Annotated in this window: 19 protein-coding genes; 3 read left to right on the forward strand and 16 right to left on the reverse strand. The window is 58.3% G+C overall.

Annotated features, from left to right (window positions below; translation table 11 throughout):
* Nucleotides 1-64: 64 nt before the first annotated feature.
* From kdpB to kdpF, 3 genes are read right to left on the reverse strand one after another with little or no spacing between them, the layout of a single operon-like run.
* Complete coding sequence (gene kdpB / locus AC07PQ_RS26245) at nucleotides 65-2,164, reverse strand: potassium-transporting ATPase subunit KdpB (protein ID WP_277589373.1); 2,100 nt, start codon at nucleotides 2,162-2,164, stop codon at nucleotides 65-67.
* A 10-nt stretch (nucleotides 2,165-2,174) separates the two neighbouring features.
* Nucleotides 2,175-3,899 (reverse strand): potassium-transporting ATPase subunit KdpA, encoded by a 1,725-nt coding sequence (gene kdpA, locus AC07PQ_RS26250; protein ID WP_493186414.1) that lies wholly within the window; start codon nucleotides 3,897-3,899, stop codon nucleotides 2,175-2,177.
* A gap of 8 nt (nucleotides 3,900-3,907) precedes the next feature.
* Nucleotides 3,908-3,997: a K(+)-transporting ATPase subunit F gene (gene kdpF, locus AC07PQ_RS26255; protein ID WP_007899818.1), complete on the reverse strand. Its 90-nt coding sequence runs from the start codon at nucleotides 3,995-3,997 to the stop codon at nucleotides 3,908-3,910.
* A gap of 415 nt (nucleotides 3,998-4,412) precedes the next feature.
* On the opposite strand from kdpF, the gene eat reads away from it, so the two are divergent.
* Both eat and AC07PQ_RS26265 read left to right on the forward strand, forming a co-directional pair.
* Complete coding sequence (gene eat / locus AC07PQ_RS26260; protein WP_007931353.1) at nucleotides 4,413-5,798, forward strand: ethanolamine permease; 1,386 nt, start codon at nucleotides 4,413-4,415, stop codon at nucleotides 5,796-5,798.
* 167 nt (nucleotides 5,799-5,965) lie between these two features.
* The gene (locus AC07PQ_RS26265) at nucleotides 5,966-6,133 is read left to right on the forward strand and encodes a DUF2897 family protein (RefSeq protein WP_007931351.1); all 168 of its coding nucleotides are present in this window, start codon (nucleotides 5,966-5,968) and stop codon (nucleotides 6,131-6,133) included.
* 72 nt (nucleotides 6,134-6,205) lie between these two features.
* Here AC07PQ_RS26265 and AC07PQ_RS26270 read toward each other — a convergent pair whose 3' ends face one another.
* Nucleotides 6,206-7,057 (reverse strand): urea carboxylase-associated family protein, encoded by an 852-nt coding sequence (locus AC07PQ_RS26270; RefSeq protein ID WP_081360182.1) that lies wholly within the window; start codon nucleotides 7,055-7,057, stop codon nucleotides 6,206-6,208.
* Between the two features lie 15 nt (nucleotides 7,058-7,072).
* A complete protein-coding gene (locus AC07PQ_RS26275) occupies nucleotides 7,073-7,726 on the reverse strand; it encodes a GntR family transcriptional regulator (protein ID WP_493186413.1) in 654 nt (217 codons plus the stop codon).
* Between the two features lie 197 nt (nucleotides 7,727-7,923).
* Between AC07PQ_RS26275 and AC07PQ_RS26280 the strand changes: the two genes are divergently transcribed.
* Nucleotides 7,924-8,490: a TetR/AcrR family transcriptional regulator gene (locus AC07PQ_RS26280; RefSeq protein WP_493186412.1), complete on the forward strand. Its 567-nt coding sequence runs from the start codon at nucleotides 7,924-7,926 to the stop codon at nucleotides 8,488-8,490.
* A 28-nt stretch (nucleotides 8,491-8,518) separates the two neighbouring features.
* On the opposite strand, the gene AC07PQ_RS26285 is transcribed toward AC07PQ_RS26280, so the two are convergent.
* The 11 genes from AC07PQ_RS26285 to asnB form a co-directional block, all read right to left on the reverse strand.
* Nucleotides 8,519-9,313, reverse strand: coding sequence for an SDR family NAD(P)-dependent oxidoreductase (locus AC07PQ_RS26285; protein WP_493186463.1), 795 nt, complete (start codon nucleotides 9,311-9,313; stop codon nucleotides 8,519-8,521).
* Between the two features lie 211 nt (nucleotides 9,314-9,524).
* Nucleotides 9,525-9,860 (reverse strand): ComEA family DNA-binding protein, encoded by a 336-nt coding sequence (locus AC07PQ_RS26290; RefSeq protein ID WP_493186411.1) that lies wholly within the window; start codon nucleotides 9,858-9,860, stop codon nucleotides 9,525-9,527.
* Nucleotides 9,861-9,981: 121 nt separating this feature from the next.
* Nucleotides 9,982-11,007, reverse strand: a complete 1,026-nt coding sequence (locus AC07PQ_RS26295) for an MraY family glycosyltransferase (RefSeq protein ID WP_493186462.1) — start codon at nucleotides 11,005-11,007, stop codon at nucleotides 9,982-9,984.
* 294 nt (nucleotides 11,008-11,301) lie between these two features.
* Entirely contained in the window at nucleotides 11,302-13,296 is a 1,995-nt protein-coding gene (locus AC07PQ_RS26300) for a polysaccharide biosynthesis protein (protein WP_493186410.1), read from the reverse strand.
* A gap of 167 nt (nucleotides 13,297-13,463) precedes the next feature.
* A complete protein-coding gene (locus tag AC07PQ_RS26305; RefSeq protein WP_493186409.1) occupies nucleotides 13,464-14,639 on the reverse strand; it encodes a DegT/DnrJ/EryC1/StrS family aminotransferase in 1,176 nt (391 codons plus the stop codon).
* A gap of 81 nt (nucleotides 14,640-14,720) precedes the next feature.
* Complete coding sequence (locus tag AC07PQ_RS26310; protein ID WP_101338725.1) at nucleotides 14,721-15,350, reverse strand: acetyltransferase; 630 nt, start codon at nucleotides 15,348-15,350, stop codon at nucleotides 14,721-14,723.
* Nucleotides 15,347-15,943 carry a sugar transferase gene (locus AC07PQ_RS26315; protein ID WP_101338726.1) on the reverse strand — a complete coding sequence of 199 codons (597 nt, stop codon included), beginning with the start codon at nucleotides 15,941-15,943 and terminating at the stop codon, nucleotides 15,347-15,349. The genes AC07PQ_RS26310 and AC07PQ_RS26315 overlap by 4 nt, the downstream gene beginning before the upstream one ends.
* Nucleotides 15,943-17,157: a glycosyltransferase family 4 protein gene (locus tag AC07PQ_RS26320; protein ID WP_101338727.1), complete on the reverse strand. Its 1,215-nt coding sequence runs from the start codon at nucleotides 17,155-17,157 to the stop codon at nucleotides 15,943-15,945. Before AC07PQ_RS26320 ends, AC07PQ_RS26315 begins: the two co-directional genes overlap by 1 nt.
* A 2-nt stretch (nucleotides 17,158-17,159) precedes the next feature.
* The gene (locus AC07PQ_RS26325; protein ID WP_493186408.1) at nucleotides 17,160-18,989 is read right to left on the reverse strand and encodes a heparinase II/III family protein; all 1,830 of its coding nucleotides are present in this window, start codon (nucleotides 18,987-18,989) and stop codon (nucleotides 17,160-17,162) included.
* Nucleotides 18,986-21,130, reverse strand: coding sequence for a bi-domain-containing oxidoreductase (locus AC07PQ_RS26330; RefSeq protein WP_493186407.1), 2,145 nt, complete (start codon nucleotides 21,128-21,130; stop codon nucleotides 18,986-18,988). Before AC07PQ_RS26330 ends, AC07PQ_RS26325 begins: the two co-directional genes overlap by 4 nt.
* A gap of 146 nt (nucleotides 21,131-21,276) precedes the next feature.
* Entirely contained in the window at nucleotides 21,277-23,205 is a 1,929-nt protein-coding gene (asnB, locus tag AC07PQ_RS26335; protein WP_101338730.1) for an asparagine synthase (glutamine-hydrolyzing), read from the reverse strand.
* Between the last annotated feature and the right edge of the window lie 4 nt (nucleotides 23,206-23,209).

Below are 23,209 nucleotides of genomic sequence, written 5' to 3' on the forward strand. Positions count from 1 at the left end.
CGGTGCGTCTGGCGCACTGGGTTGACGCCATCGCCAGCAAGCTGGCTCCTACAGGGTCGCGGGGTTACACCAGATGCAAAGCCGTCAGCAGCATGTCGATCAGCTTGATGCCCAGGAACGGCACCAGGATCCCGCCCAGGCCATAGATCAGCAGGTTGCGGCGCAGCAGATGGGCCGCGCTGGCCGCCTGCACCCGCACCCCGCGCAGGGCCAGCGGAATCAGCACGACTATGATCAGGGCGTTGAACACGATCGCCGAAAGAATCGCGCTCTGCGGGCTGCTCAGTTGCATGACATTGAGCACGCCGAGCTGTGGATAAATCGCCGCGAACAGCGCCGGCAAGATCGCGAAGTACTTGGCGATGTCGTTGGCAATGGAAAAGGTGGTCAGGGCGCCACGGGTCACCAGCAGCTCCTTGCCGATCTGGACTACGTCCAGCAGCTTGGTCGGGTCGCTGTCGAGGTCGACCATGTTCGCCGCTTCGCGCGCCGCCTGGGTGCCATCGTTCATTGCCATGCCGACGTCGGCCTGGGCCAGCGCCGGGGCGTCGTTGGCGCCGTCGCCGCACATGGCGACCAGGCGACCGTCATTCTGCTCGTGGCGAATGCGCGCCAGCTTTTTCTCCGGCGTGGCTTCGGCCAGCACGTCATCCACCCCGGCCTCCGCGGCAATGGCGGCGGCGGTCAGCGGGTTGTCGCCGGTCACCATCACGGTACGGATCCCCAGCTTGCGCAGCTCGGCGAAACGCTCGCGGATACCGGGCTTGACCACGTCCTTGAGGTGGATTGCTCCCAGCAGCTTGCCCTCGGCGCACACCAGCAGCGGCGTGCCGCCACTCTGGGCAATCTTGTCGATCTCCCGGGACAGCGCCGGGGCCAGGTCGCCACGTTGCAGACCGACGAAGGCCAACACCGAATCCACCGCGCCCTTGCGATAGACCCGCCCCTGATAGTCGACACCGGACAGCCGGGTCTCGGCACTGAACGGCACGGCGGTCAGCATTTCGGCGCCCGGCTCGGGCTGTGGATAAAGCCCGCGCAGGTATTCGACGATGGATTTGCCTTCCGCCGTGTCGTCCGCCAGCGAGGCCAGCAAGGTGGCCTCGGCCATTTCCTGGTGATTGACCCCAGGCGCTGCGTGGATGGCCGCGCAACGACGGTTACCGAAGGTGATGGTGCCGGTCTTGTCCAGCAGCAGGACATGCACGTCACCCGCCGCTTCCACGGCACGACCGGATTTGGCGATCACGTTCAGCCGCACCAGGCGGTCCATCCCGGCGATCCCGATGGCCGACAGCAGGCCACCGATGGTGGTCGGAATCAGCGTCACCAACAATGCCACCAGGAACACCAGCGGCAGGCTGCCATTGGCAAAGTGGGCGAACGGCTGCAGGGTCACGACCACGATCAGGAAGATCAGGGTCAGGCCGATCAGCAGGATATCCAGGGCCACTTCGTTCGGGGTCTTCTGGCGCTTGGCGCCTTCCACCAGGGCGATCATGCGATCGAGGGTCGACTCGCCCGGATTGCTGGTAATACGCACCAGCAACCAGTCGGACACCAGCCGGGTATTGCCGGTCACCGCCGAGCGATCGCCGCCAGACTCGCGGATGACCGGTGCCGACTCGCCGGTGATCGCCGCTTCGTTGACTGCGGCAATGCCTTCGATGACTTCGCCGTCACCGGGGATCATCTCGCCGGCCTCGACCCGCACCACGTCGCCTTTGCGCAGATTGGCGGCAGGGATCACCTGGAAGCTGCCATTGGCCTTTTTCAGACGTGCACTCAGGCCTTCGCTGCCGGCCTTGAGACTGTCGGCGCGGGCCTTGCCACGGCCTTCGGCCAGGGCTTCGGCGAAGTTGGCGAACAGCACGGTGAACCACAGCCAGAGGGCGATCTGCGCGGCGACGAAGGTCGGCACCGCGGTATCCGGCACCAGGCACAGTACCGTGGTCAGGATCGCAGTCAGCTCGACCACCAGCATCACCGGCGAACGTTGCAACTGGCGTGGGTCGAGCTTGACGAAGGCCTGTACCAGCGCCGGACGCCACAGGGCTGCGATCGAGGTTTTCTGTTGTTCGGCAGCAGTGTGTTTCGAAGCCGCGGTTTTAGCGCCGGGCATTTCGGTTACAGCCTTCTTGGAAGCAGGAACATGCATATTCATCATTAAGTCCTCAGCCCTTCATTCCAAAGGCAGCCAAGCTCAAGTGGTCGGCAATCGGGCCCAGCGCCAGGGTCGGCAAAAAGGTCAGTCCGCCCACCAGCAAGATGGTCATGGTCAGCAGCGTGACGAACAGCGGACCATGGGTCGGGAAGCTGTTCTGGCCGACCGGCGCGGTCTTTTTCAGCGCCAGGCTGCCAGCCAGGGCCAGCACCGGCAGGATGTAGCCGAAGCGGCCGATCAACATGCCCAGGCCCAGCATCAGGTTGTGGAACGGGGTGTTGGCGCCCAGGCCGGCGAAGGCCGAACCGTTGTTGGCGCTGGCCGAGGTGTAGGCGTACAGCAACTGGCTGAAACCGTGGGCGCCAGGGTTGCTCACCGCCGCCACCGGCCCCGGCAGGCTCGCGGCGATGGCGCTCAGTACCAGCACGCCGACCGGCATCACCATCAGCGTCACCACCAGCAACTGCACTTCCTTGGCCTGCAGCTTCTTGCCCAGGTATTCCGGGGTGCGCCCGATCATCAGGCCGGCGAGGAAGACCGCGATCAGCACGTTCAGCAACATGCCGTAGAGGCCCGCGCCGACGCCGCCGAAGATCACCTCGCCGACCATCATGTTGATCAGCGCGACCATGCCGCTCAGCGGACTGAGGCTGTCATGCATGCCGTTGACCGACCCGTTGGAGGCCGCGGTGGTGGTCACCGACCAGAGCACGGTGGCGGTGGTCCCGAAACGCACTTCCTTGCCCTCGAGCGGTGCGGTCTGCTCGACCGCAACGTTGTTCAGGGTCGGGTTGGGCTGGTACTCGGCCCACAGCGAGGTCGCGCCACCGATCAGGAACAGCGCCAGCATGCAGGCGATGATCGCCCGGCTCTGGCGCAGATCCTTGACGTAGTGGCCGAAAGTGAACACCAGGGCCACCGGGATCAGGATGATCGAGGCCACCTCGAACAGGTTGCTCCAGGCCGTCGGGTTCTCGAACGGATGCGCCGAGTTGACGCCAAAGAAGCCCCCGCCGTTGGTGCCCAGTTGCTTGATGGCGATCTGGCTGGCGGCCGGGCCCAATGGAATCACCTGATCGACGCCTTGCAGGGTCACGGCGTGGACATACTGGGCGAAGGTTTGCGGGACGCCCTGCCAGACCAGGAACAATGCCAGCAGCAGGCACAGCGGCAGCAGGCACAGCGGCAGCAGGCCGTAGAGGGTGGCACGGGTCATGTCGACCCAGAAGTTGCCCAGGGTCTTGGTCGACTTGCGGCCGATGCCACGACACAGTGCAACCAGCACCGCCAAACCGGTGGCGGCGCTGACGAAGTTCTGCACAGTCAGGCCGATCATCTGGCTCAGGTAGCTCAGGGAGGCTTCACCGCTGTAGGACTGCCAGTTGGTGTTGGTCATGAAACTGACCGCGGTGTTGAATGCCAGCGTCCACTCCTGCCCCGGCAGGTTCTGCGGGTTGAGCGGCAGATGGTCCTGGAACAACAGAATCGTGAACAGCAACAGGAAGCCGGCCAGGTTGAACGCAAGCAGGGCCAGGGTGTATTTCTGCCAGCTCTGTTCGCTTTGCGCATCGACGCCCGAAAGCCGGTAACAAGCGCGTTCGACCGGCCCCAACAGCGGCGTCAGCCAGGTGCGCTGGCCCTCCATTACCTTGTAGTAGAACCGCCCCAGGAAAGGCGCGGGCAGCAGCACCAAGGCAAAGAAGCCGAGGATCAGCCAATAGTCATAACTGTGCATAGCCGCTCCTAGTTCCGATCCGCGCGCAACAGCGCAACCAGTAGATAGATGAACAGCCCCACTGCCAGCAGCAGGGACACCCCGTCCAGAACGCTCATGGAATCTCTCCGTCGTACGGCAATCGCCGCGTGTGGGGCATTGTCCGCAGGGAGGCTGTAAAGGAACGAGATCGAGGGCGTGGGCGACGCATAAAGAAAGCGTAAAGAAAGGCTTTACGCGGGATTTACACCAGCCATCGGCGTGGCCAGGGGGAGGGATCGCCAGCCGGTTTGCTGCGGTACCGGAAAAGCACGATGCACGTAGAAACGAGCCTGCTCGCGATCGCGCGCCTCCAGGCTCTGCCGCCCTCCTCTGTTGCACGGCTGTGCACCAACCCAGGTGCCTTCGCCCCCGAAACAACTGGAAACATCCTCGATACGACAGCTTTTTACGCTTTACGACGGCCGTTTTCGCTCTGGCATGAGCGGTGCAGTGAGCAGTCCCGAGCATTTCATTCCGTTCCGGGAGCCACGCATGAACACACAACTCAAACCAACGCTGGGCACGCTGCATTTATGGGGGATCGCGGTCGGGCTGGTGATCTCCGGGGAATACTTCGGCTGGAGTTATGGCTGGGGCGTCGCCGGCACCCTGGGCTTTCTGCTGACCTCGCTGATGGTCGCGGCCATGTACACCTGTTTCATCTTCAGCTTCACCGAACTGACCACCGCCATTCCCCATGCAGGCGGCCCTTTTGCCTACAGCCGCCGGGCCTTCGGTGAAAAAGGCGGGCTGATCGCCGGGCTGGCGACCCTGATCGAATTCGTCTTCGCGCCACCGGCCATCGCCCTGGCGATCGGTGCCTACCTGAATGTGCAGTTCCCGGCCCTGGACCCGAAGCATGCGGCGGTCGGCGCCTATATCGTGTTCATGGGGCTGAACATCCTCGGGGTCAAACTCGCCGCCACCTTCGAGTTGGTGGTCTGCGTACTGGCGGTGGCGGAACTGCTGGTGTTCATGGGTGTGGTCGCGCCGGCCTTCAGCTTCAGCCACTTCGCCCTCAACGGCTGGGCGGGCTCGGACACCTTCGGCGCGCCGGCGATTGCCGGAATGTTCGCGGCGATTCCGTTCGCCATCTGGTTCTTCCTCGCCATCGAAGGCGCGGCCATGGCTGCCGAAGAAGCCAAGGACCCGAAACGCACCATCCCCAAGGCCTACATCAGCGGCATTCTGACCCTGGTGCTGCTGGCCATGGGCGTGATGTTCTTCGCCGGTGGCGTGGGCGACTGGCGCACCCTGTCGAACATCAACGACCCGCTGCCCCAGGCGATGAAAGCCGTGGTCGGGGACAACTCCGGCTGGCTACACATGCTGGTGTGGATCGGCCTGTTCGGCCTGGTGGCGAGCTTCCACGGCATCATTCTTGGCTACTCGCGGCAGTTCTTCGCCCTCGCCCGCGCCGGCTATCTGCCGTCGTCGCTGGCCAAGCTGTCACGCTTCCAGACGCCGCACCGCGCCATCATCGCCGGCGGCCTGATCGGCATCGCCGCCATCTACAGCGATGGCCTGATCAACCTGGGAGGCATGACCCTGACTGCGGCGATGATCACCATGGCCGTATTCGGCGCCATCGTGATGTACATCATGAGCATGCTCAGCCTGTTCAAGTTGCGTAAGGCCGAGCCGCACCTGGAACGCACCTTCCGCGCACCGGGCTACCCGCTGGTCCCCGCCATTGCCCTGACACTGGCCGTGGTCTGCCTGGTGGCAATGGCCTGGTTCAACAGCCTGATCGGCCTGATTTTCCTCGGTTTCATGGTGGCCGGTTTCATCTATTTCCAACTGACCGCGCAACTGCGCGCCGATGCGCCGGCGGATGCAATGCTGACCGGGCTCCGAGGGGATGGCATCTCTCTGTAGTTGGCTTGCATGGCCGAATGCGACCTTCGAGAAGATTGATGCAAGAGAGGTTGCCGGGGCAGATCAGGCCTACAATGGAACCACTGCAAAACGCTGTAACTCGAAGTGGTATGGCAACTCGACGGGCGAAACTCCTCGCCCGCCGGTATGCCCTCAAGGAGAGCCCTATGCCCTGGTATGCCTGGTTGATTCTGGTCGTTGCAATCGGCTCGATCGTTGGCGGTCTGATGATGTTGCGCGACACCGCCAACAAGGTGGAACTGACCGATGAGCAACGCAAGCGCGTTGCTGAACGCAACGCGGAAGCGGACGCCAAGGACGCGCAGGACCGCTGACTGGATAACCCGATCGAACAGCCCCGCCCTTCTCGAAATGGCGGGGCTTTTTTATCCCTGCGGCCGGCAGCGCTATTTCTCCCAGGCAGCCTTGGCGATGTGCAGGCCATGCAAACCTTTGTAGGCCGCCCGCTCAGGCTGGCTCCAGCCTTCGAGCAATGCCTCGTCGAGCCGATAGATCTCCACACCCAACGGCCGACAGACGCTGAGTGGGTCCTGAGCCTCCGGGCCCCACATGGGCAGCGACAGATCGCCACCCGGGCAGGTCGACAACGCGCACAACAGATCGATTTCGGCAAAGAACTCCAGGTAATCGCCCTTCTGCGCGGGGCAGGCCTTCATGAAGTACATGTCGTCATGATTGAGCCCGGTGCACTGGAAGATGTTCAGCACGTCATGCACATCGAACTCGGTCAGGCCGTGGGGCAGGACCGCGCGCGTCAGGTTGGAATGGCAATGGTGATGGAAGTCCTCCCCGGTGAGCATGCGGTTCACGTAAGGATCGCAGCGCGTGCCGAGCAGGTCGTGCAAGCGCCCGCCATGCTCGTCGATCCCGTAACCGGCCAGGCTGTCATCGGTGATGGTCACCAGTGGCCGCAAAAACGGCAGGTTCGACCACAACCGGTCATGGGTACTGACATGCGCGCCCTGCAACTGCCGGGTACGCGCCGCCCACAGACGCTCCCGCGGATCGTTGGCATTCCAGACGTTGAAGTCCCCGACCTGCGGGCCGGCCGGCGTGGTCACCCGGAACACATGCCCGGCCGGCACATGCCAGGCACGCCCGGTACGGATCGGCACTTCGAATTGCTCGATCAAGGTGCGCTGGTCCTTGCTGTCACGGACCCGCTCATAAAAGGCCGTGTCCACCTGCAGGGCCGAACCTTTGCTGACCTGATAAGCCGCGGGATAGTCTTTGTACATGGTTGAAACCCTCGATCAGTGGCGGGAAGAGTGGCTGAGGATGTCGAGCAGCAGCCGTTCGGAATCGTCCAGGTAAACCGCCAGGGTTTCGCTGGCGGCCTGCTTGTCGCCAGCGGCGAGCAAGTCATGGATCTGCCGGTCGCGGGCCAGCCAGGGCGATTGAAAATGCTGCTCGTCAGGGGCGGCACAAAACACCAGGCGCATCTGCGCCACGACGTTGGTGAAGAACTCATCGAACAAGGGGCTGCGCATCAGACCAACGATGTGTCGATGAAAGGCCAGGCTGTGGGTGCCCACCGAGCGCCAGTCCTCGCGCTCGCGGGCGAGCTCGCTGGCCTCGATAGCCTCGAGCATCCGGTCGGACTGGTAGTCGCGCAGCGGTTTGCTGGAGGCAATGGCCTGCAACTCCAGGGTACGGCGCACCTGGAACAGATCCCGCACTTCATCGATGCCCAGCCTGCGCACCGTGACGCCTTTGTTGCGTGCATAGCGGGTCAGGCCTTCCTGCCCCAGGCGATGCAAGGCCTCGCGAATGGTGTTGCGCGAGGCGTTATAGGCGCAGACCAGATCGTTTTCCACCAGGGCCATGCCCGGCAGCAAGCGACCGCCGATGATATCGGCACGTAATTCGAGGGTTATCTGATCGGCCAGGGACAGTACGTTGCTCATGAATATCGCCTTGCGATTGTTGAACAATCTATGGATATCCAATAATCACTATTCATGCCAACTGATACTTGGCTCACTGACGAACCATGTCTTTCTAGCCATTCAGTAGGAAAAAATGAGGTTTCCGGGGTTAATAGTGCAATCCCCCTTCCATCAACCTTGGGTAAGATGACTCCCTAGCTGTGGAGACTTCCCCGATGCGTTACTCGCACGACCATAAAGCCCAAACCCATCAACGCATCATCAAGGAGGCCGCCGAGCGCTTTCGGCGCGACGGTATCGGGGCGACAGGCCTGCAACCATTGATGAAAGCCCTGGGCCTGACCCATGGCGGTTTTTACTCGCATTTCAAATCCAAGGACGAACTGGTCGAAAAAGCCCTGCAGGCCGCGGCGGAAGAACTCGATGCGCACTGCGCCACGCTATTTGCCCAGGAACAACCCCTGCCGGCCTTTATCGACAGCTACCTGTCCGAGTGGCATCAGACCTCCCCGGGTGAAGGCTGCCCGCTGCCCACCATGTCATCGGAGCTGGGCCTGCGCGGGCAAGCCAGCCCCACCACTGATGCGGTACTCAATGCACGACTTGCACAGGTAGAGGCCTGTCTCGAAGGAGAAAATACCGCCGACCAGAGCCTGGTGATCATGTCGACCCTGGTCGGGGCCCTGGTGCTGTCGCGCAGTGTCGAGAACCCCGACCTGGCCAAACGGATACTGGAGGTAACACGCGAGCATCTGAAAAAACAGGATGGTCAGGCGGAATGATCTCCACCAACCTCCCGCCTCGACACCGTTATTTGTAACGAGCAGCCGCACTGCTTTTCGACAGGTTTGGCCCCAGGGCAAAACGCGCAGCTACAAAGGCCTCCCAGTCAGCCGAGTCAGGTAGCGAGGGAATGGTGATCAACTCACCCTGATCAAAACCGGCCAGAGCCGCATCCACCATCTCGGTGGCTTCCATGATCATCTCGGCTGGAATCCCTTGGGCGTCGATGCCCGAGCGCTCCCAGATCTCAGTGCGGGTCACCCCAGGCAATACCGCCTGGACCTGCCCCCCCTTACCGTCCAATTCCGCAGCAAGCGACTGAGTCAGGCTCAGGACATAGGCCTTGGTCGCGCTGTAGGTCGCATTAAAACGCTCGGGAATCAGCGCCACCACCGAAGCGATGTTGATGATCGCTCCTCTTCCCGCCGCCGAAAAGCTGGCGGCGGCCGCAGCAGCCAGACGAGTGACCGCGACCACATTCAACTGGATCATTGCCTCCAACTGATCGGTGTCGGCAACGGCCAGGCCTCCGTCAGCCGCGATACCGGCATTGTTCAGCAACAGACTGATGCTCGAGTCGGAGCGCAAGCGCTGCTCGACCTTCAGCACATCGACCTGGAGCGTCAGATCGGCCTTCAACACTTCGACCTGCACCTTGTGCTCGGCCCGTAACCGGGTCGCGGCGGTTTGCAGGCGCTGCTCATCGCGTGCAACCAGCAACAGATCGTAACCACGAGCGGCCAGCCGCTCGGCATAAACCGCACCGATGCCAGATGAAGCACCGGTGACAAGTGCCAGCCCCTTGGGGGAAATCGAATTCATGACGGCTCTCCAGAAAAGTGCTTGAGAAGGGAAAGACAAGGAATTGATACGCTGTTTGGGAAGCGGTTTGATTATAGTCATAATTTAATAAAATATTACGATCATAATTCTATCAATACGATAGATAACATTGAATGGCACAACCTTGCTTATGGTGGGCCCGAAAAACGCAAGGCCGATCAGTGATCGGCCTTGCGCATGAATTGAAGCGTCAGTTGACCTTCAATTTGTCCCGGTTGCTTTCCAGAATCGCCTTGCCGATTCCCTTGACCTCGAGCAGTTCGTCCACTGACGAGAAAGCTCCATTAGTTTCACGATATGCAACAATTGCCTTGGCCTTTACCTCACCGACTCCCAACAACTCACGCTGCAACGTAGCCGCATCAGCCTTGTTGATATCGACCGTGGCAGTTTGTGGGGCAACAGCCGCAGTCACGACTGGCGCCGTGCTTGCTGCCTCCTGTTTCGACACGGGAGCAGCAATTACACTGATAGAGGCGCTAGTCAGCAGGGCAAAAAGCAAGGAATAGAAATAATTTGCACGCATAAGTGACACTCCATGACACCGTTGATAGAGATGCAGCTTTTCCGAAGCTGCCCCTCAAACTTAGGTCATGGTGATGCACTGTCAAAAAGGGATTAATTACAGCTTATGTAATAGTAAAGCCTCATCCATCTGCTCGGTGTTCCGACTCACCGGCCCGATACTTCACCGCCAGGATGAGCAAAGGTACATAGGCCATGATTACCCCCAGTCCTCCGTCAAGCTTCTGCATAGCGACGCACAGACCGATGGGTAACAGCCAGAGAAGGTTGATCAATGCAACGCCCAAGGTCACCGGGAAATGACTTCCCAGTTGGCGTGAAGCGAATTGATAACCATGGCTGCGATGAGCTTCATAGATACACTCTCCACGTAAAAAACGCCGGATCAAGGTAAAGGTCGCATCAACGATGAACACCCCGAGCAAAATGCACCATACCCACAGGAAATCGGCGTTTCTCCAGGCGGCCTGCAGTGAAAGAATACCCAGCACAATCCCCAGGAAACCGCTGCCGATATCACCCATGAAGATTTTCGCCGGCGGGAAATTCCAGTACAGGAAACCCAGAGCGGAGGTGGCAAGCAGCAACGGCGGCCAGATCAGCTCGTCATATCCCGACAACCAATAGATCAGGCAAATGCTCAGGCAGGATGTCACGGCTTCGACACTGGCAATCCCATCGATGCCATCCATGAAGTTGTAGAGGTTCAACATCCAGACCAGATACACCACCGCCAGCCCATGCCCGATCCAGCCAAGCTCCAGCGTCATGCCGAACACCTCGAGCGCCGGCAATCCTCCCAGCCAGAACAACGCCCAGAGACTACCCGCAAAATGTCCGAGCAAACGCCAGCGGGCTGCAATAGGCCGGTGATCGTCCATAAACCCGAGCAAAGCAATGCCAGCACCAGCGACTGACAGGCTCCAGACCAGATTCTGGCTGATAGCGCCAAGCATTCCGGCCAAGGGCAAGGCAATAAGGAAGGTCAGGACAATGCCTACTCCGCCACTACGCGGTGTAGGAATGGAATGGGAGCTGCGTGCGTTCGGAATCTCCATCAGCCTTTGAGTAAGCGCATAACGAAGAAAAACACCGGTCACCGCCAGCGAGAAGATCGCCATGATCGGTAGCGACCACAAAAGTCCAATCCAAGGAAACCATAGGTCAGACGATGCTTGAAAGTTCAAGGTGTCGACTCCAACGGCATGTCGTGGCAGCGAAGTCTGGAACCAGACTGCGGTCCCGGCTGACCACTTCAATATGTTTTTTATTTTTGTAGTTGCAGAGCAGAACGTTTTTTCAGACGGGTCAGGATGGTGGCCATCCCGGCGGCGCTCGCTCCGTGTAAGTACAACAAGAATACGGGTAATGCCGGTTGGTGTAACTGCCCCTCAGCGCCAGACAGAAAGCTTTCTGGCGGGCGAGGGGCTTTATCGGTGCAACTAAGGCTCGAGACGACGCTGTTGATAAATCCAGTCGACAATCTCGCTATCCGGAGTGTAGCCACTGACCGTGTCGCGCAACAGTTGCCGGACTCTTGAGTAATCATCCTGGTCGACTGCCAACAGCAATTCGCCCAGCCTGGCCTTCAATACATCCCAAGGTAGATAGTCTTCGTTGGCGCTCATGATCATTGGATGCTGTGTCGCCACGACGTTGTCGCCGATCAACAGTTCTTCGTAAAGCTTTTCGCCCGGCCGCAGTCCAGTGAACTCGACGGCTATGTCGCCGTGGGGATTCTTTTCGGAACGCAGACTCAACCCGGACAGATGAACCATCTTCTCGGCCAGTTCGACAATCCTGACCGGCTCGCCCATATCCAGCACAAACACATCCCCCCCCTGCCCCATGGAGCCCGCCTGGATCACCAACTGGGCAGCTTCCGGGATAGTCATGAAATAACGCGTTATACGGGGATGCGTGACGGTCAGCGGTCCACCGGACTTGATCTGCTTGTGAAACAACGGAATGACCGAGCCGGAAGAACCCAGCACATTGCCAAAACGCACCATGGTAAAGCGGGTTTTATTCACCCGGGAAACATTGGCGTGCTCTCCGAACAATACTGGAGCTACCTCACGACTCAGAGCCTGCAGCGTCATTTCGGCCAGACGTTTGGTACTGCCCATGACATTCGTCGGGCGTACCGCTTTATCCGTAGAAATCAGCACGAAGTTCGCGACATTCGCACGAAGAGCGGCCTGCGCCGTGCTCAATGTGCCCATCACATTATTCAACAGGCCTTCAGCAATATTGTGCTCGACCATGGGGACATGCTTGTAGGCTGCGGCGTGATACACCGTATCCACATGCCAGGTTTGCATGATGTCGAGCAACTTTTCCTGATTACGCACAGACCCCAGGATGGGCAGCAACTTCACGGACAGCGACTCGCGCACGATACGCTGTTCGAGCTCTTGCAAGATGCTATAAAGATTGAACTCACTGTGCTCGTAGAGCAGCATCGTGGTCGGGCGCAACGCAAGAATCTGACGGCACAGTTCCGAACCGATCGAGCCACCGGCCCCCGTGATCAGTACCGACTGCTCCTTGATGCAATGCTCGAGCAACTCTTCCTGGGGGGGGACCGAGTCGCGCCCCAACAGGTCGGCAATATCGACTTCTTGAATATCATCGACCTTGACCCGTCCGCTCGCCAGATCCATAAAGCCCGGCACACTCTGCACGTGCAGGCCGAACCCCTCTAGAAAACTCAGGATCTCTCGGCGGCGCGTACGATTTGCAGAAGGGATCGCCAACAGGATCTGCTGAGCACCGGTCACATCGATCATTTGCTGAATATGTTTGGGCTTATAGACGTGCAGCCCGGAAATCACTCGCTCGGCAATATTGCTGTCATCGTCGATGAATGCCACCGGGCGCATCAGGCGACCCATCCGCAAAGCGGCGACCAACTGGTTACCCGCTGCACCGGCGCCGTAAATGGCCACCTTCGGCAAACCGTCATCCCGGCTAGTAAAGGGAACATGCTGCGCGGCCGTGAACCAGTCGCCCAGGAAGTACTGGCGCATCGCGAGACGCAACCCGCCGATCATCACTAGGCTTAGCCACCAATAGTTGAAGATTATCGATCTGGGTACCAGCGGTTGACGGCTGCTGCTCCAATACACGATCAGGGCGAGAATGAGCGCCGACAGGCTGACAGCCTTGATAATGGTGATCAGCGCATCGTTGCCGAAATAACGCATGACGGCGCGGTACATGCCGAAGCGTATGAACAATGGGATGGCGACAACAGTGGCACTCAAAAATAACCAGAGGTAATCAGCAAAGGGATTGACCAGCTCATCGACGCCTAAACGAACGACAAAAGCCATCCAGAGGGCAAACCAGACGAGGATAACGTCAGTCACCACCTGAAAGGCACGCTTTTGCCGGCGCGTTAATCCCAGTAAAAAGGCTCTCAACTTATCCATAACACCTTGAACACCTCTATTACTCCTGAAATATATCTGGTGCCACACTGGGTGATCCCAAGAAGTTCCATTTTATGACAACAGGCAAGCCCGCTTTACAGCCCAGCAGCCGAATTCTTTTTGTACGGGGAGCGAAAACCGCTCCACCGCACAAGTTTGGCTGATAGTTACCGTGCGGCCAGTTGCATGACCTCTTTGAGCACCGAGCACGTTTTCTCGATTTCAGATGCCTTCAGCGTAGGGTGTACCAGGAACATGAGGCTGGTTTCACCCAGCTCTCGAGCAATCGGCAAACGAGTCGCGGGGCGCCAGTCAGTATTGTCGAAGGCTTTTTCCAGATAGACCTCGGAGCAGGAGCCGGAGAATACCGGGACTTCCCGCGCTGTAATCTCCGCGAGAATACGGTCCCTGTCCCACCCGTCCTTGAGCTGTTGCGGTTCCACGAACACATAGCACTTGTAGGCCGCATGAACGCTGCCTTCGGGTATGGCTGGAGTACGCAGACCATTCAGTTGGCGAGCACAATCCCAAATCTGCTGTGCATTCTGCAGACGGCTTGCCTGCCAATCGGTCATGCGCTTGAGTTGAATCCGGCCAATCACCGCCTGGACTTCCAGCATCCTCCAGTTAGTGCCAAAGCTTTCGTGCACCCAGCGGAAACCTGGTGGATGCTCGCGCTCATAGACAGCCTCCCAGCTCTTGCCATGGTCCTTGAAGGCCCACATGTCTGCCCACAACTGGCGATCGTTGGTGGTGACCATGCCGCCCTCGCCACCCGTGGTCATGATCTTGTCCTGACAGAAAGACCAGGCACCGACATGACCGATCGAACCGACGGGACGCCCTTTGTACAGGGCCCCATGGGCCTGCGCGCAGTCCTCGATCACCTTGAGATCGAACTCTTGCGCCAGCGCCATGATCGGGTCCATATCACAAGGCCAGCCAGCCAGGTGCACACAGATGACCGCGCGGGTGCGTGGGGTCATTACGGCACGAATGGTCTGCGCAGTGAAGTTCTGCGAGTCGCGATCTACATCAGCGAAAACCGGAGTCGCCCCGGCATTGACAATGCTGGACACCGATGCGAGGAACGTACGGGAGGTGACGATCACTTCGTCGCCGGCGCCGATACCCAGCGCCTTAAGGGCCAGGTCCAAGGCAACCGTGCCGTTAGCCAGCGCAATGGCGTATTGAGTACCTGCCCATGCCGCGAATTCCTTTTCGAACTCGCGCCCTTGCGTACCGGTCCAGTAATTGACTTTGTTGGACAGGATCACATCACGTACAGCATTGGCCTCTTCGTCGGAAAAGGAAGGCCAGGGAGAAAAAGGTGAGTTCAACACAACCAATACCTGTCAGTTTTCATTCGAAAATATGGAGAGCTCCTCATGAGCTCCTGCTGTCTACAAAAAGCGGGGGGTGCTTTAAACACCGGGCCCCATTATCCGGGCAGGCACGCCTGCGACGATAACGTTGTCCGGCACGTCTTTGATCACTGCCGCGCCGGCACCAATCATGACTTGCGCCCCAATGTTCACAAGCTGCCGCACACTGGCACCAATACCTACCCAGCTCAGATCCTGCACCGATACGCCACCGGCAAGCCGGGCACCAGGGCTGATATGTACACAGTCGCCCAGGCGGCAATCATGATCGACGCTACAACCTGTATTTAGAATGGCCCCCGCGCCAACGATCGCATCAGCATTCACCACAGCCGCGGCAAACACAACCGACCCTTCACCGAGGCTGGCATACCGGCTGAACGTACAGCCAGGATGCAACAGGCTTATCAGCCTGGCACCCACCGCCTTGAGCTGAGCAAGCTTGGCCTGACGAATACGATTATTGCCGATCGCGACAATCACACCGTCATAGTGATCCAGATTGGCCAGAAGCGCCGCGGTATCACCCACGACATCCCAGGCACCATTGCGTCGCCGCTCGGGCCAGGCATCGTCAAAAAACTCGACAATTTTCCAGCCACAGCACTCAGCCGTATCAGCAACGACCTTGCCATGCCCGCTGGCTCCCAGCACTGCCAGCCGGTTCATCGCTTGGTCCCGGTAAACTTGGCGGCGGTGACTTCGCCTTCCGCGCTAATACCATCACGGATAACGACCTTCTTGATCGTCAGGAAGATGACCTTCAGATCCAGCCATAACGACTGGTTATCCACATACCAGACATCCAGATTGAATTTTTCTTCCCACTCCAAGGCGTTCCGTCCATTGATCTGGGCCCAGCCGGTCACACCCGGACGCACCTCATGGCGACGATACTGTTCGCTATTATAGAGCGGCAGATACTCCATCAGCAGAGGTCGAGGCCCTACCAGGCTCATATCGCCCTTCAACACATTCCACAGTTCAGGCAGCTCATCCAGGCTGCTCGAACGCAGGAAGCTGCCGAACGGCGTCATGCGCTCCGAATCCGGCAGTGGATTGCCCTTCGCGTCATGAGCATCGCGCATCGTACGGAACTTGACCATCTCGAAGGGCTTGCCCTCCTTGCCCGGCCGGACCTGGCGGAACAACACGGGCGAACCGAGTTTCTTGCGGATCTGCCAGGCGACTATCGCCATGACCGGTGCCAGCAGCAACAGGCCCAGTATCGAAGCAAGCAGATCGAACCCACGCTTGATCATCAGGCCACACCCTCCAGCCAATCGACAAATCGATCCGCCAACTTACGACGATCGAACTCTCTGACCGCCAGCTCACGACCTCTCAGGCCTTTGGCCTTGAGTTCTTCACGGACATCGGCTGCTTGTATCAGGGCATCGGCGAACAGCGATGGGTTTTCCGGCGGCACGACAAAACCGCAATCTTCCTTGCTGATCATTTCGGCCAGCCAGCCTGGATAGTTATTCAGAACAGGCAATGCCGAAGCAATGTAGTCGAAAAACTTGTTGGGTGAGGTGCCGTAATAGAAAGCAGGAACATTGGCGAGCAACTGCAAGCCAAGATCTGCGCTGGCCATCAGACCAGACAACTTCGCTTTGTTCACCGGATCGTGAAAGATCACATTATCCAGCCCTTCCCTGGCCGCTCGCTGCTGCAGCGCCGGCTTCAGCTTGCCCTGCCCGATCAGTACCAGGCGGATATCGTCACGCTGGCGAAGTTTCAGTTCCTTCGCCGCATCCAGTACCGAATCCAGTTTGTTGGCAACGCCGTGGGTACCGGCAAAGACCGCCATCAGTTGATCTTTTTCCACACCGGCAGGCCGCCATGGCTCGGCGGGCGCATTAAAAATGTCAAGGTCACAGCCATTGGGGATCATGGTGATCCGATCGCGTGCAACACCGCGATGGGCGATACCGTCGACAATACCCGGGGAAAGCCCGATGACTCGGTGAGCGGAACGATAGCTTGCCCATTCAAGCAGCGACATGGCAGACAGAATCAGAGGGTTGCGAATGACGCCCATTGCCTTGGGGAGTTCGGGCCAGAGATCGCGGACTTCGAATACAAACGGCTTGTTGCGCAACCAGCGGGCAAAGATACCGGGGATCCCTGCCGTCAATGGTGTTGTCGTGGCAAAAACCAGATCGTAACGCTCGGTCAGCGCCAAGCCGATACTGCGAAATGCAAATTTCAGGAAACTGAGTGTACGGGTGAACAGACCATCACTGTTGGAGTACGCCAGATCGAACTCGATTATTTCGATTCCGTCGACGGTGCCCTTGCGTTTCCCTCCGACAAAAGGCCCTTCCAACCCTGTCTGCCCACCGCCGTAGCTACCGCATACCATGGAAACCTGATGCCCTCGAGCAATCAGACGACGGGCCATTTCGTAGGAACGAATACCAGTCGCTCCTTTCGGAGTGGAAAAATGCTGATGAAAATAAAGAATTTTCATGTTTACCAGTGATACTCCGTAATCAAAACACCCGCCGAATCCACTTCTATTTCAAGCACCGGCACTTCAGTCTTCTGCAAGTAGTAACGAGACTCCCAGCCCTTAACCAGCTCCTGCCGGACAATCGACATGCTGCCCGTTACCGATATCCGGTGCGAACCGTTGCTCAATACGCCATCCGACATCTGCCAATCGCCAGGCTGCAAACGCCAGCGCAGAACCGCGCCGGCTTTGAACCCTTTGATCTCATCCCGAACCTGTAACCCGGTATCGCTCAGACGCACCTGGCGTGTGTGAGAGGCACCAGCGTTGTCGCTATAGCTGGCACCGCAGGTAGTGGCCTCCGGTGTATCGCTCAGACCATCGACCTTGCGCGTACGCAACCAGTCGCCAAACAGGAAACGACTGAGTCTTGGCATCTGGTCACGCCCGTCGAATTGCACGGTGTTATGGCTGACGGTACCTGGGAAATAGCTCAGCCATTGAGCCGAGGTGTTATAGCTATAGGTTCCTGCGTCGCGCAGCAGATTGAGGCCCGAACGCCAGAGATCCACGTGCAAGGCATCGGCCTGGCTGGGTCGAAAACGAAAACGCGGATAACGTAGCACGGCAAGGGTGTCTACGCGTCGCAACAGTGCATATCCACCCTGGTCGAACAGCTGGCTAGCCGGGCGCTCGACAACAGCCGACGGCGCGGACAGTTGCAGCCACTGCAAAGGCAAATCCCACGCCCCTGGAGCCGCATAGGCTCTTTTTCCGCAGAACAGCGCCATGGCCAACTGAACCGCCGGCCTGAAATCGCGGTAGTCAGTGTCCGTCAGCGGCAACAGCCGCGCGCCATCATTGGCCCCTATGTTCGGCGCATCCCCGGAACTCTCGTCAACCAGCGAAAACAGCCAATTCGTAGCGGCCCGCATCCTGGATTGAAAGGTTGCGGAGAAGGCCTCGAGTCCGGCCTTGACTCGCCAGACCTCGACCATGGAAAAGGTATCGAGCATGACCCGGTGATAATTGACCGAGTACTGGCTGAAACTACCGTCCAGCTCAATCAATCGAGCGGCACGGTTCTCCAGCCACCTACGTCCCAATCGCTGCCAACGCAGCCCTTCGGGATGATTGCACAGTGCCAGCCAGCTACCACCGACAAACAAGGCCGCAGCTTCAGAGGTGCCGTGATTGTTGTCCTGGGCCATCGCATAACTCAGCGTTGGCTCGATACGCTTGAGATGCAGTCGAACAAGCTCCATCAACCCAGGCAACGGCGTCGACGACTGCTCGAGAATGATCGCCGTCATCGCCAGGTGCAAAACACGAATGGAAGCCTCCTGACCGCACTTCCAGTTCGGACCGCAATAAGGAGGGTTATTCTTGCACCAGTGCGTCAACCACTGGTTCAGCCGCTCCATCTGCGAGGCATCGTCTGAGCAGGCTCGCTGAGCGAATGCCAGCGTCCAGTCTAGACGCGACGCTTCCCAGATATTCTTGATGTCGCCAACAGCTGCATCAAAGTCAGGGATGCGCCACCACTCCCTTTCGGGATCCGGAACCCGAATCCCACTGAGCGGGTTCAGGTGCCAGTCAGGCGCATTGTCTGAAACAGGAATGGCCCAACACCCGTAATAGCGGGCCTGGGTATCCCATTGGGTATTGACGGGCAATGAGTTGGCGCGTCTGGCACTGGGCACAAAAAAAGGCCCTTGAGGCATATCAGCGCAAAGACGTCTGACAGGGTTCAACCCGGTCTTGACCCCAAGCCGATACGTCAATGCGCGAACCAGATTGCCGCCCCCTAGCGCGGCGGCAGTTCTGGCTTTAGTAATAAAAAGGCTCATTGCTCACGCAGGATCCGCGAAATCTCGATACTCACTCGCGCCACTTCGAAGATTTCATCGGAGGAGATCGGTGTCGCCTTACCAGACCCCACGGCAGCAAGGAATGCAGCCGCACACTCGCTTTGCCCCTTGTTCTGTTTCCACAGGTTGAGCTTGTTAAAGCCCGGCCAGCCGAAACCTTTCAATTTACGGAAGTTATCCAGTTGCAGGACACGGCCCGCGACAAAGACTTCTACGCGCTCTTTTGGAAAGCTCGATGCGCCATTGGCCAGGTAATGAATGGTACCGAAAGAACCATCTTCAAAACCCAGAATGATCGCAGCTTTATCTTCGGTGATTTCCAAGGCGTCCGTATCGCCCATTCTACGGGCCTGGATCGAAACGATTTTGCTACCGGCCAGGAAACGCATCAGATCGATGAAGTGGCAGGCCTCGCCGATAATTCGTCCGCCGCCAACCGCAGGGTCCTGTGTCCAGTGATTCGCGGGAATAGCGCCGGCATTCATCGTCATGACAAAGGATTTCGGCTCTTTTACCGCTGCGAGCAAAGCTTTCATCTTCTGCACTTGCGGCGAAAAACGTCGATTGAAGCCCACCATCAGATGAGGTTTGAGGCCCTTCTCGACAGCACTCTGATAGGCCTGCTCAACCATCGCCAACTCTTGGGTTTCTATGGCCAATGGTTTTTCGACAAATACGTGTTTGCCGGCCTCGAGCGCCTGAGCGACAAAACGAGCATGGCTATCGTGACGGGTGACAATCGCCACGGTATTGATCAGGTCGTTGCCCAGCATCGCCCCAATATCTGTCGATGCTTCCGCAAATCCGGCCTTGCTGCCGTGGATGACTCCGTTGATCCCACCTGCGGTCACGATCGTATGGAATTGCGCGCCTGCCGCCTTGAAAGCAGGAATCAGCATTCTTGAGGCGTAGTTTCCAGCACCGATGAAACCCACCACGGGTTTGACCGGGTTGAAGCTCGCGACCGCTTCCGGTGCCAACACCACTTTCTTGATGTTGCGCTCAGCCGCACTTGAAGAATATTGCAGGATGATGCCCAGCGCGGAATTATCCGCCGTGAGCGTCTGATAAGCATCTGCCGCGTCTTCAAAGGCAAAACGATGGGAAATCAGCGAATCGACTTCCAGTTGGCCACTGGCAAGCATGTCCAGCACAGCCTCGAAGTTACGTTGCTCAGTCCAGCGAACGAAACCGATCGGGAAGTCATTGCCCTGATCTTCATATGTAGGGTCATAGCGCCCTGGGCCGTAGGAGCATGAAACCTGGAATGTCAGTTCTTTTTCATAGAAATCGGCCCGATTCAGCTCCAGGCCGGTGACACCTACAAGCACAATGCGCCCGCGCTTGCGACACATATGCGCGGCTTGGGTGACCGGATCAGTCGACTTGGTGGAGGCGGTAATGATAACGCCGTCAACACCTCTGGAACGGCTGAACATCATACCGGCGGCAACAGCATCCTCGCCCTTGCCCGGATTGCAGGTTTCGGCACCGTAGCTACGCGCCAGGGCCAGTTTCTGGTCATCAAAATCTATGGCAAGCACACGGCAGCCCTGGGCACGCAAAAGCTGGACAGTCATCAGACCGATCAGACCAACGCCGGTGACGACAAAGGCCTCTCCCAGCGTCGGCTGAGCCAGCCGGATACCTTGCAGGCCGATGCTGGCCAGGACGGTAAACGACGCTGCTTCGTCACTGACCGAATCCGGAATGACGGCACAGAGGTTTTTCGGAACGATCACCACATCGGCATGAGGACCATTGGAAACGACTCTGTCACCTTGTTTGAAACCGGAAACATGATTGCCTACTGCCGCGACAACACCGACGTTGCAATATCCCAGCGGCAAAGGTTGCGCCAGCTTCGAGCGAACGGCTTCTACAGTGGTTGCCAAACCGTCGGTCTGGACCTTCTGCAGAACCATACGGACCTTATCGGGTTGCTGACGGGCCTTTTCCAGCCAGTTAGCCCGGCCAAAGCCCACAAGCATGCGCTCCGTGCCAGCAGAAATCAGCGTATTGGTCGTGTTGATCTGTAAAGCGCCACTACGAACAGTCGGGGCAGGCGCATTAACCAATGACGTCTCACCGCTAGCCATATTCTGAACAACCTGCTTCATGCATTCGTACCAATAAAGTTAAAAATTTCACTCATCACTGAGAATCTTGTGTCTAGCCGCCTAGATTAACATCGGTTCATACAATCCGTATTTACACAGAACCCCTGATTCCCGCGCAACCTTGGTTGCGCGGGGCCTCGCTGCTCTCAGCGATCAAGGGCGAAGTTGCCATCAAGGTACTGTTTGCACCACAACTCCATACAAACGATGCCAAACAAGGTGTAGGCCGCATCAATGCGCCCTGAACGATCAGCCTCGATCAGGCGCGCCACCGCTTGCGGATCAAAAATTCCTCGCTGAAGCAACGAGGCTGGAGACAGCACTTCATCGACTAGCGGCTTCAATCGCCCCTGCAACCAGTTGCGCAACGGCACACCGAAGCCGGTTTTAGGCCGGTAAATGATGTCGTGCGGCAGATAAGGTTCCATCGCTTTTTTGAAGATCCATTTTCCTTCACGGCCTTTCTGCTTGATGTCGGAAGGCAACGAACCCGCCAAGCGCACCAGATCCAGGTCGAGCAATGGCACACGCACTTCAACGCCCGCGGCCATCCCCATCTTGTCGGTGTAATTGAGGTTGTGATCCGTGAGGAAGTGCTTGCATTCCAGAGTGAGCATCTTGTCCAGCGGAGTCACGTCGGAAGGCAAACGCGAAAGTGTCTCACGCATCGGCGCAAACAGATCGTCCGCCGCCAACTGGCGACGCAGATCCGGTGCCAACAGGCCGTAAGCCTGCTCGGGCTCCAACCAAAGGAAATAACTGATCAGGCGATCGTCGGTTGGAAGATCCGCATAACGAAAAGCCTTCCCGAGACGCCGGGACAGTGGCGACGACGCAGGGAGCAAATTGGAGGCATTGGCAAGCACCGACCGAAGCGGTTTAGGCAAGCCGCCCCACCACCGCTCCTGGGCCAAGGCGAAATGCCGACGATAACCGGTGAAGATATCGTCTCCGCCCGCACCGGACAGCAGCACCTTGATACCGTTCTGGCTCGCCAATTCAGAGATAAACAAGGCATTCAGGGCAGCCGGGTCCGGAGTTGGTTCATCCAGCAGATAAACCATCTCAGGCAGTCGGTCCATCATTTCATCGCCAACGCCGACCACATGCAGATCCACATCCAGGTGCTTGGCAACTTTCTGCGCATAAGGAAGATCGTCAGCAAACCCTTCATTTGACGTGGCGCCATTATCGATACGGATACTGAAACACTGCAGTCGTCCCTTGTTCTGCATCTCCTGTGCAGCAAAGGCGACTATCGCACTGGAGTCCAACCCTCCGGACAGAAAAGAACCCAGCGGGACGTCCGAAACCAGCTGTCGCTTGACTGCGGTTCTAACCGCGTCAGCCACCTCGATAGCAACATCATCGACTTTCTTCGCCAGTTTCTTTTCCGCAATAGGCAACTCGTAGTAAAACCAGCTCTTTTCAATACGTCCATTACGAACGCACAGTGCCTGCCCTGGAAGAACCTTCTTGATATCCCGGACGATTGTTTTCTCTCCCGGCGACCATAAGAAGCCGAGATGAGCCAGCACAGCCCGCGGATCGATTTCGGTGGTACCAAAACCACTGCGAATGAGCCCTTTCATTTCACTAGAAAAAGCAAAGCAGCCATCACCGGAATGGATATAAAGAGGTTTTACACCAAGTTGATCGCGCGCCACCCAGAGCGTATTCGTGTCCCGTTCCCAGAACACAACGGCAAAAATACCGTTCAGCCGATTCAAGCACTCAATGCCATAACGACAAAACAATGCAAGCAACACCTCGGAGTCGGACTGGCTGGAGAAAACATCTCCCGCCGCCTCCAGATGGGCTCTCAGCTCGCGGAAGTTATAGATTTCACCGTTGAAGACCATGACCACACGGCCGTCTGCCGAAACCATGGGTTGGTGTCCGGCAGACGTGGTATCGAGGATAGACAGGCGGACCTGTCCCAACCATACGCCCACATCAGTATCAGCCCAGATCCCCTTGTCATCCGGACCACGACGTCGAATGAAAGAAAGTGCCGAAGAGAAATCAATGGACTCTCGCGTCCCGTTATGTATGTAGCCCAGAATTCCGCACATAAGA

This window comes from Pseudomonas sp. GW821-FHT09E12 (assembly GCF_059416085.1).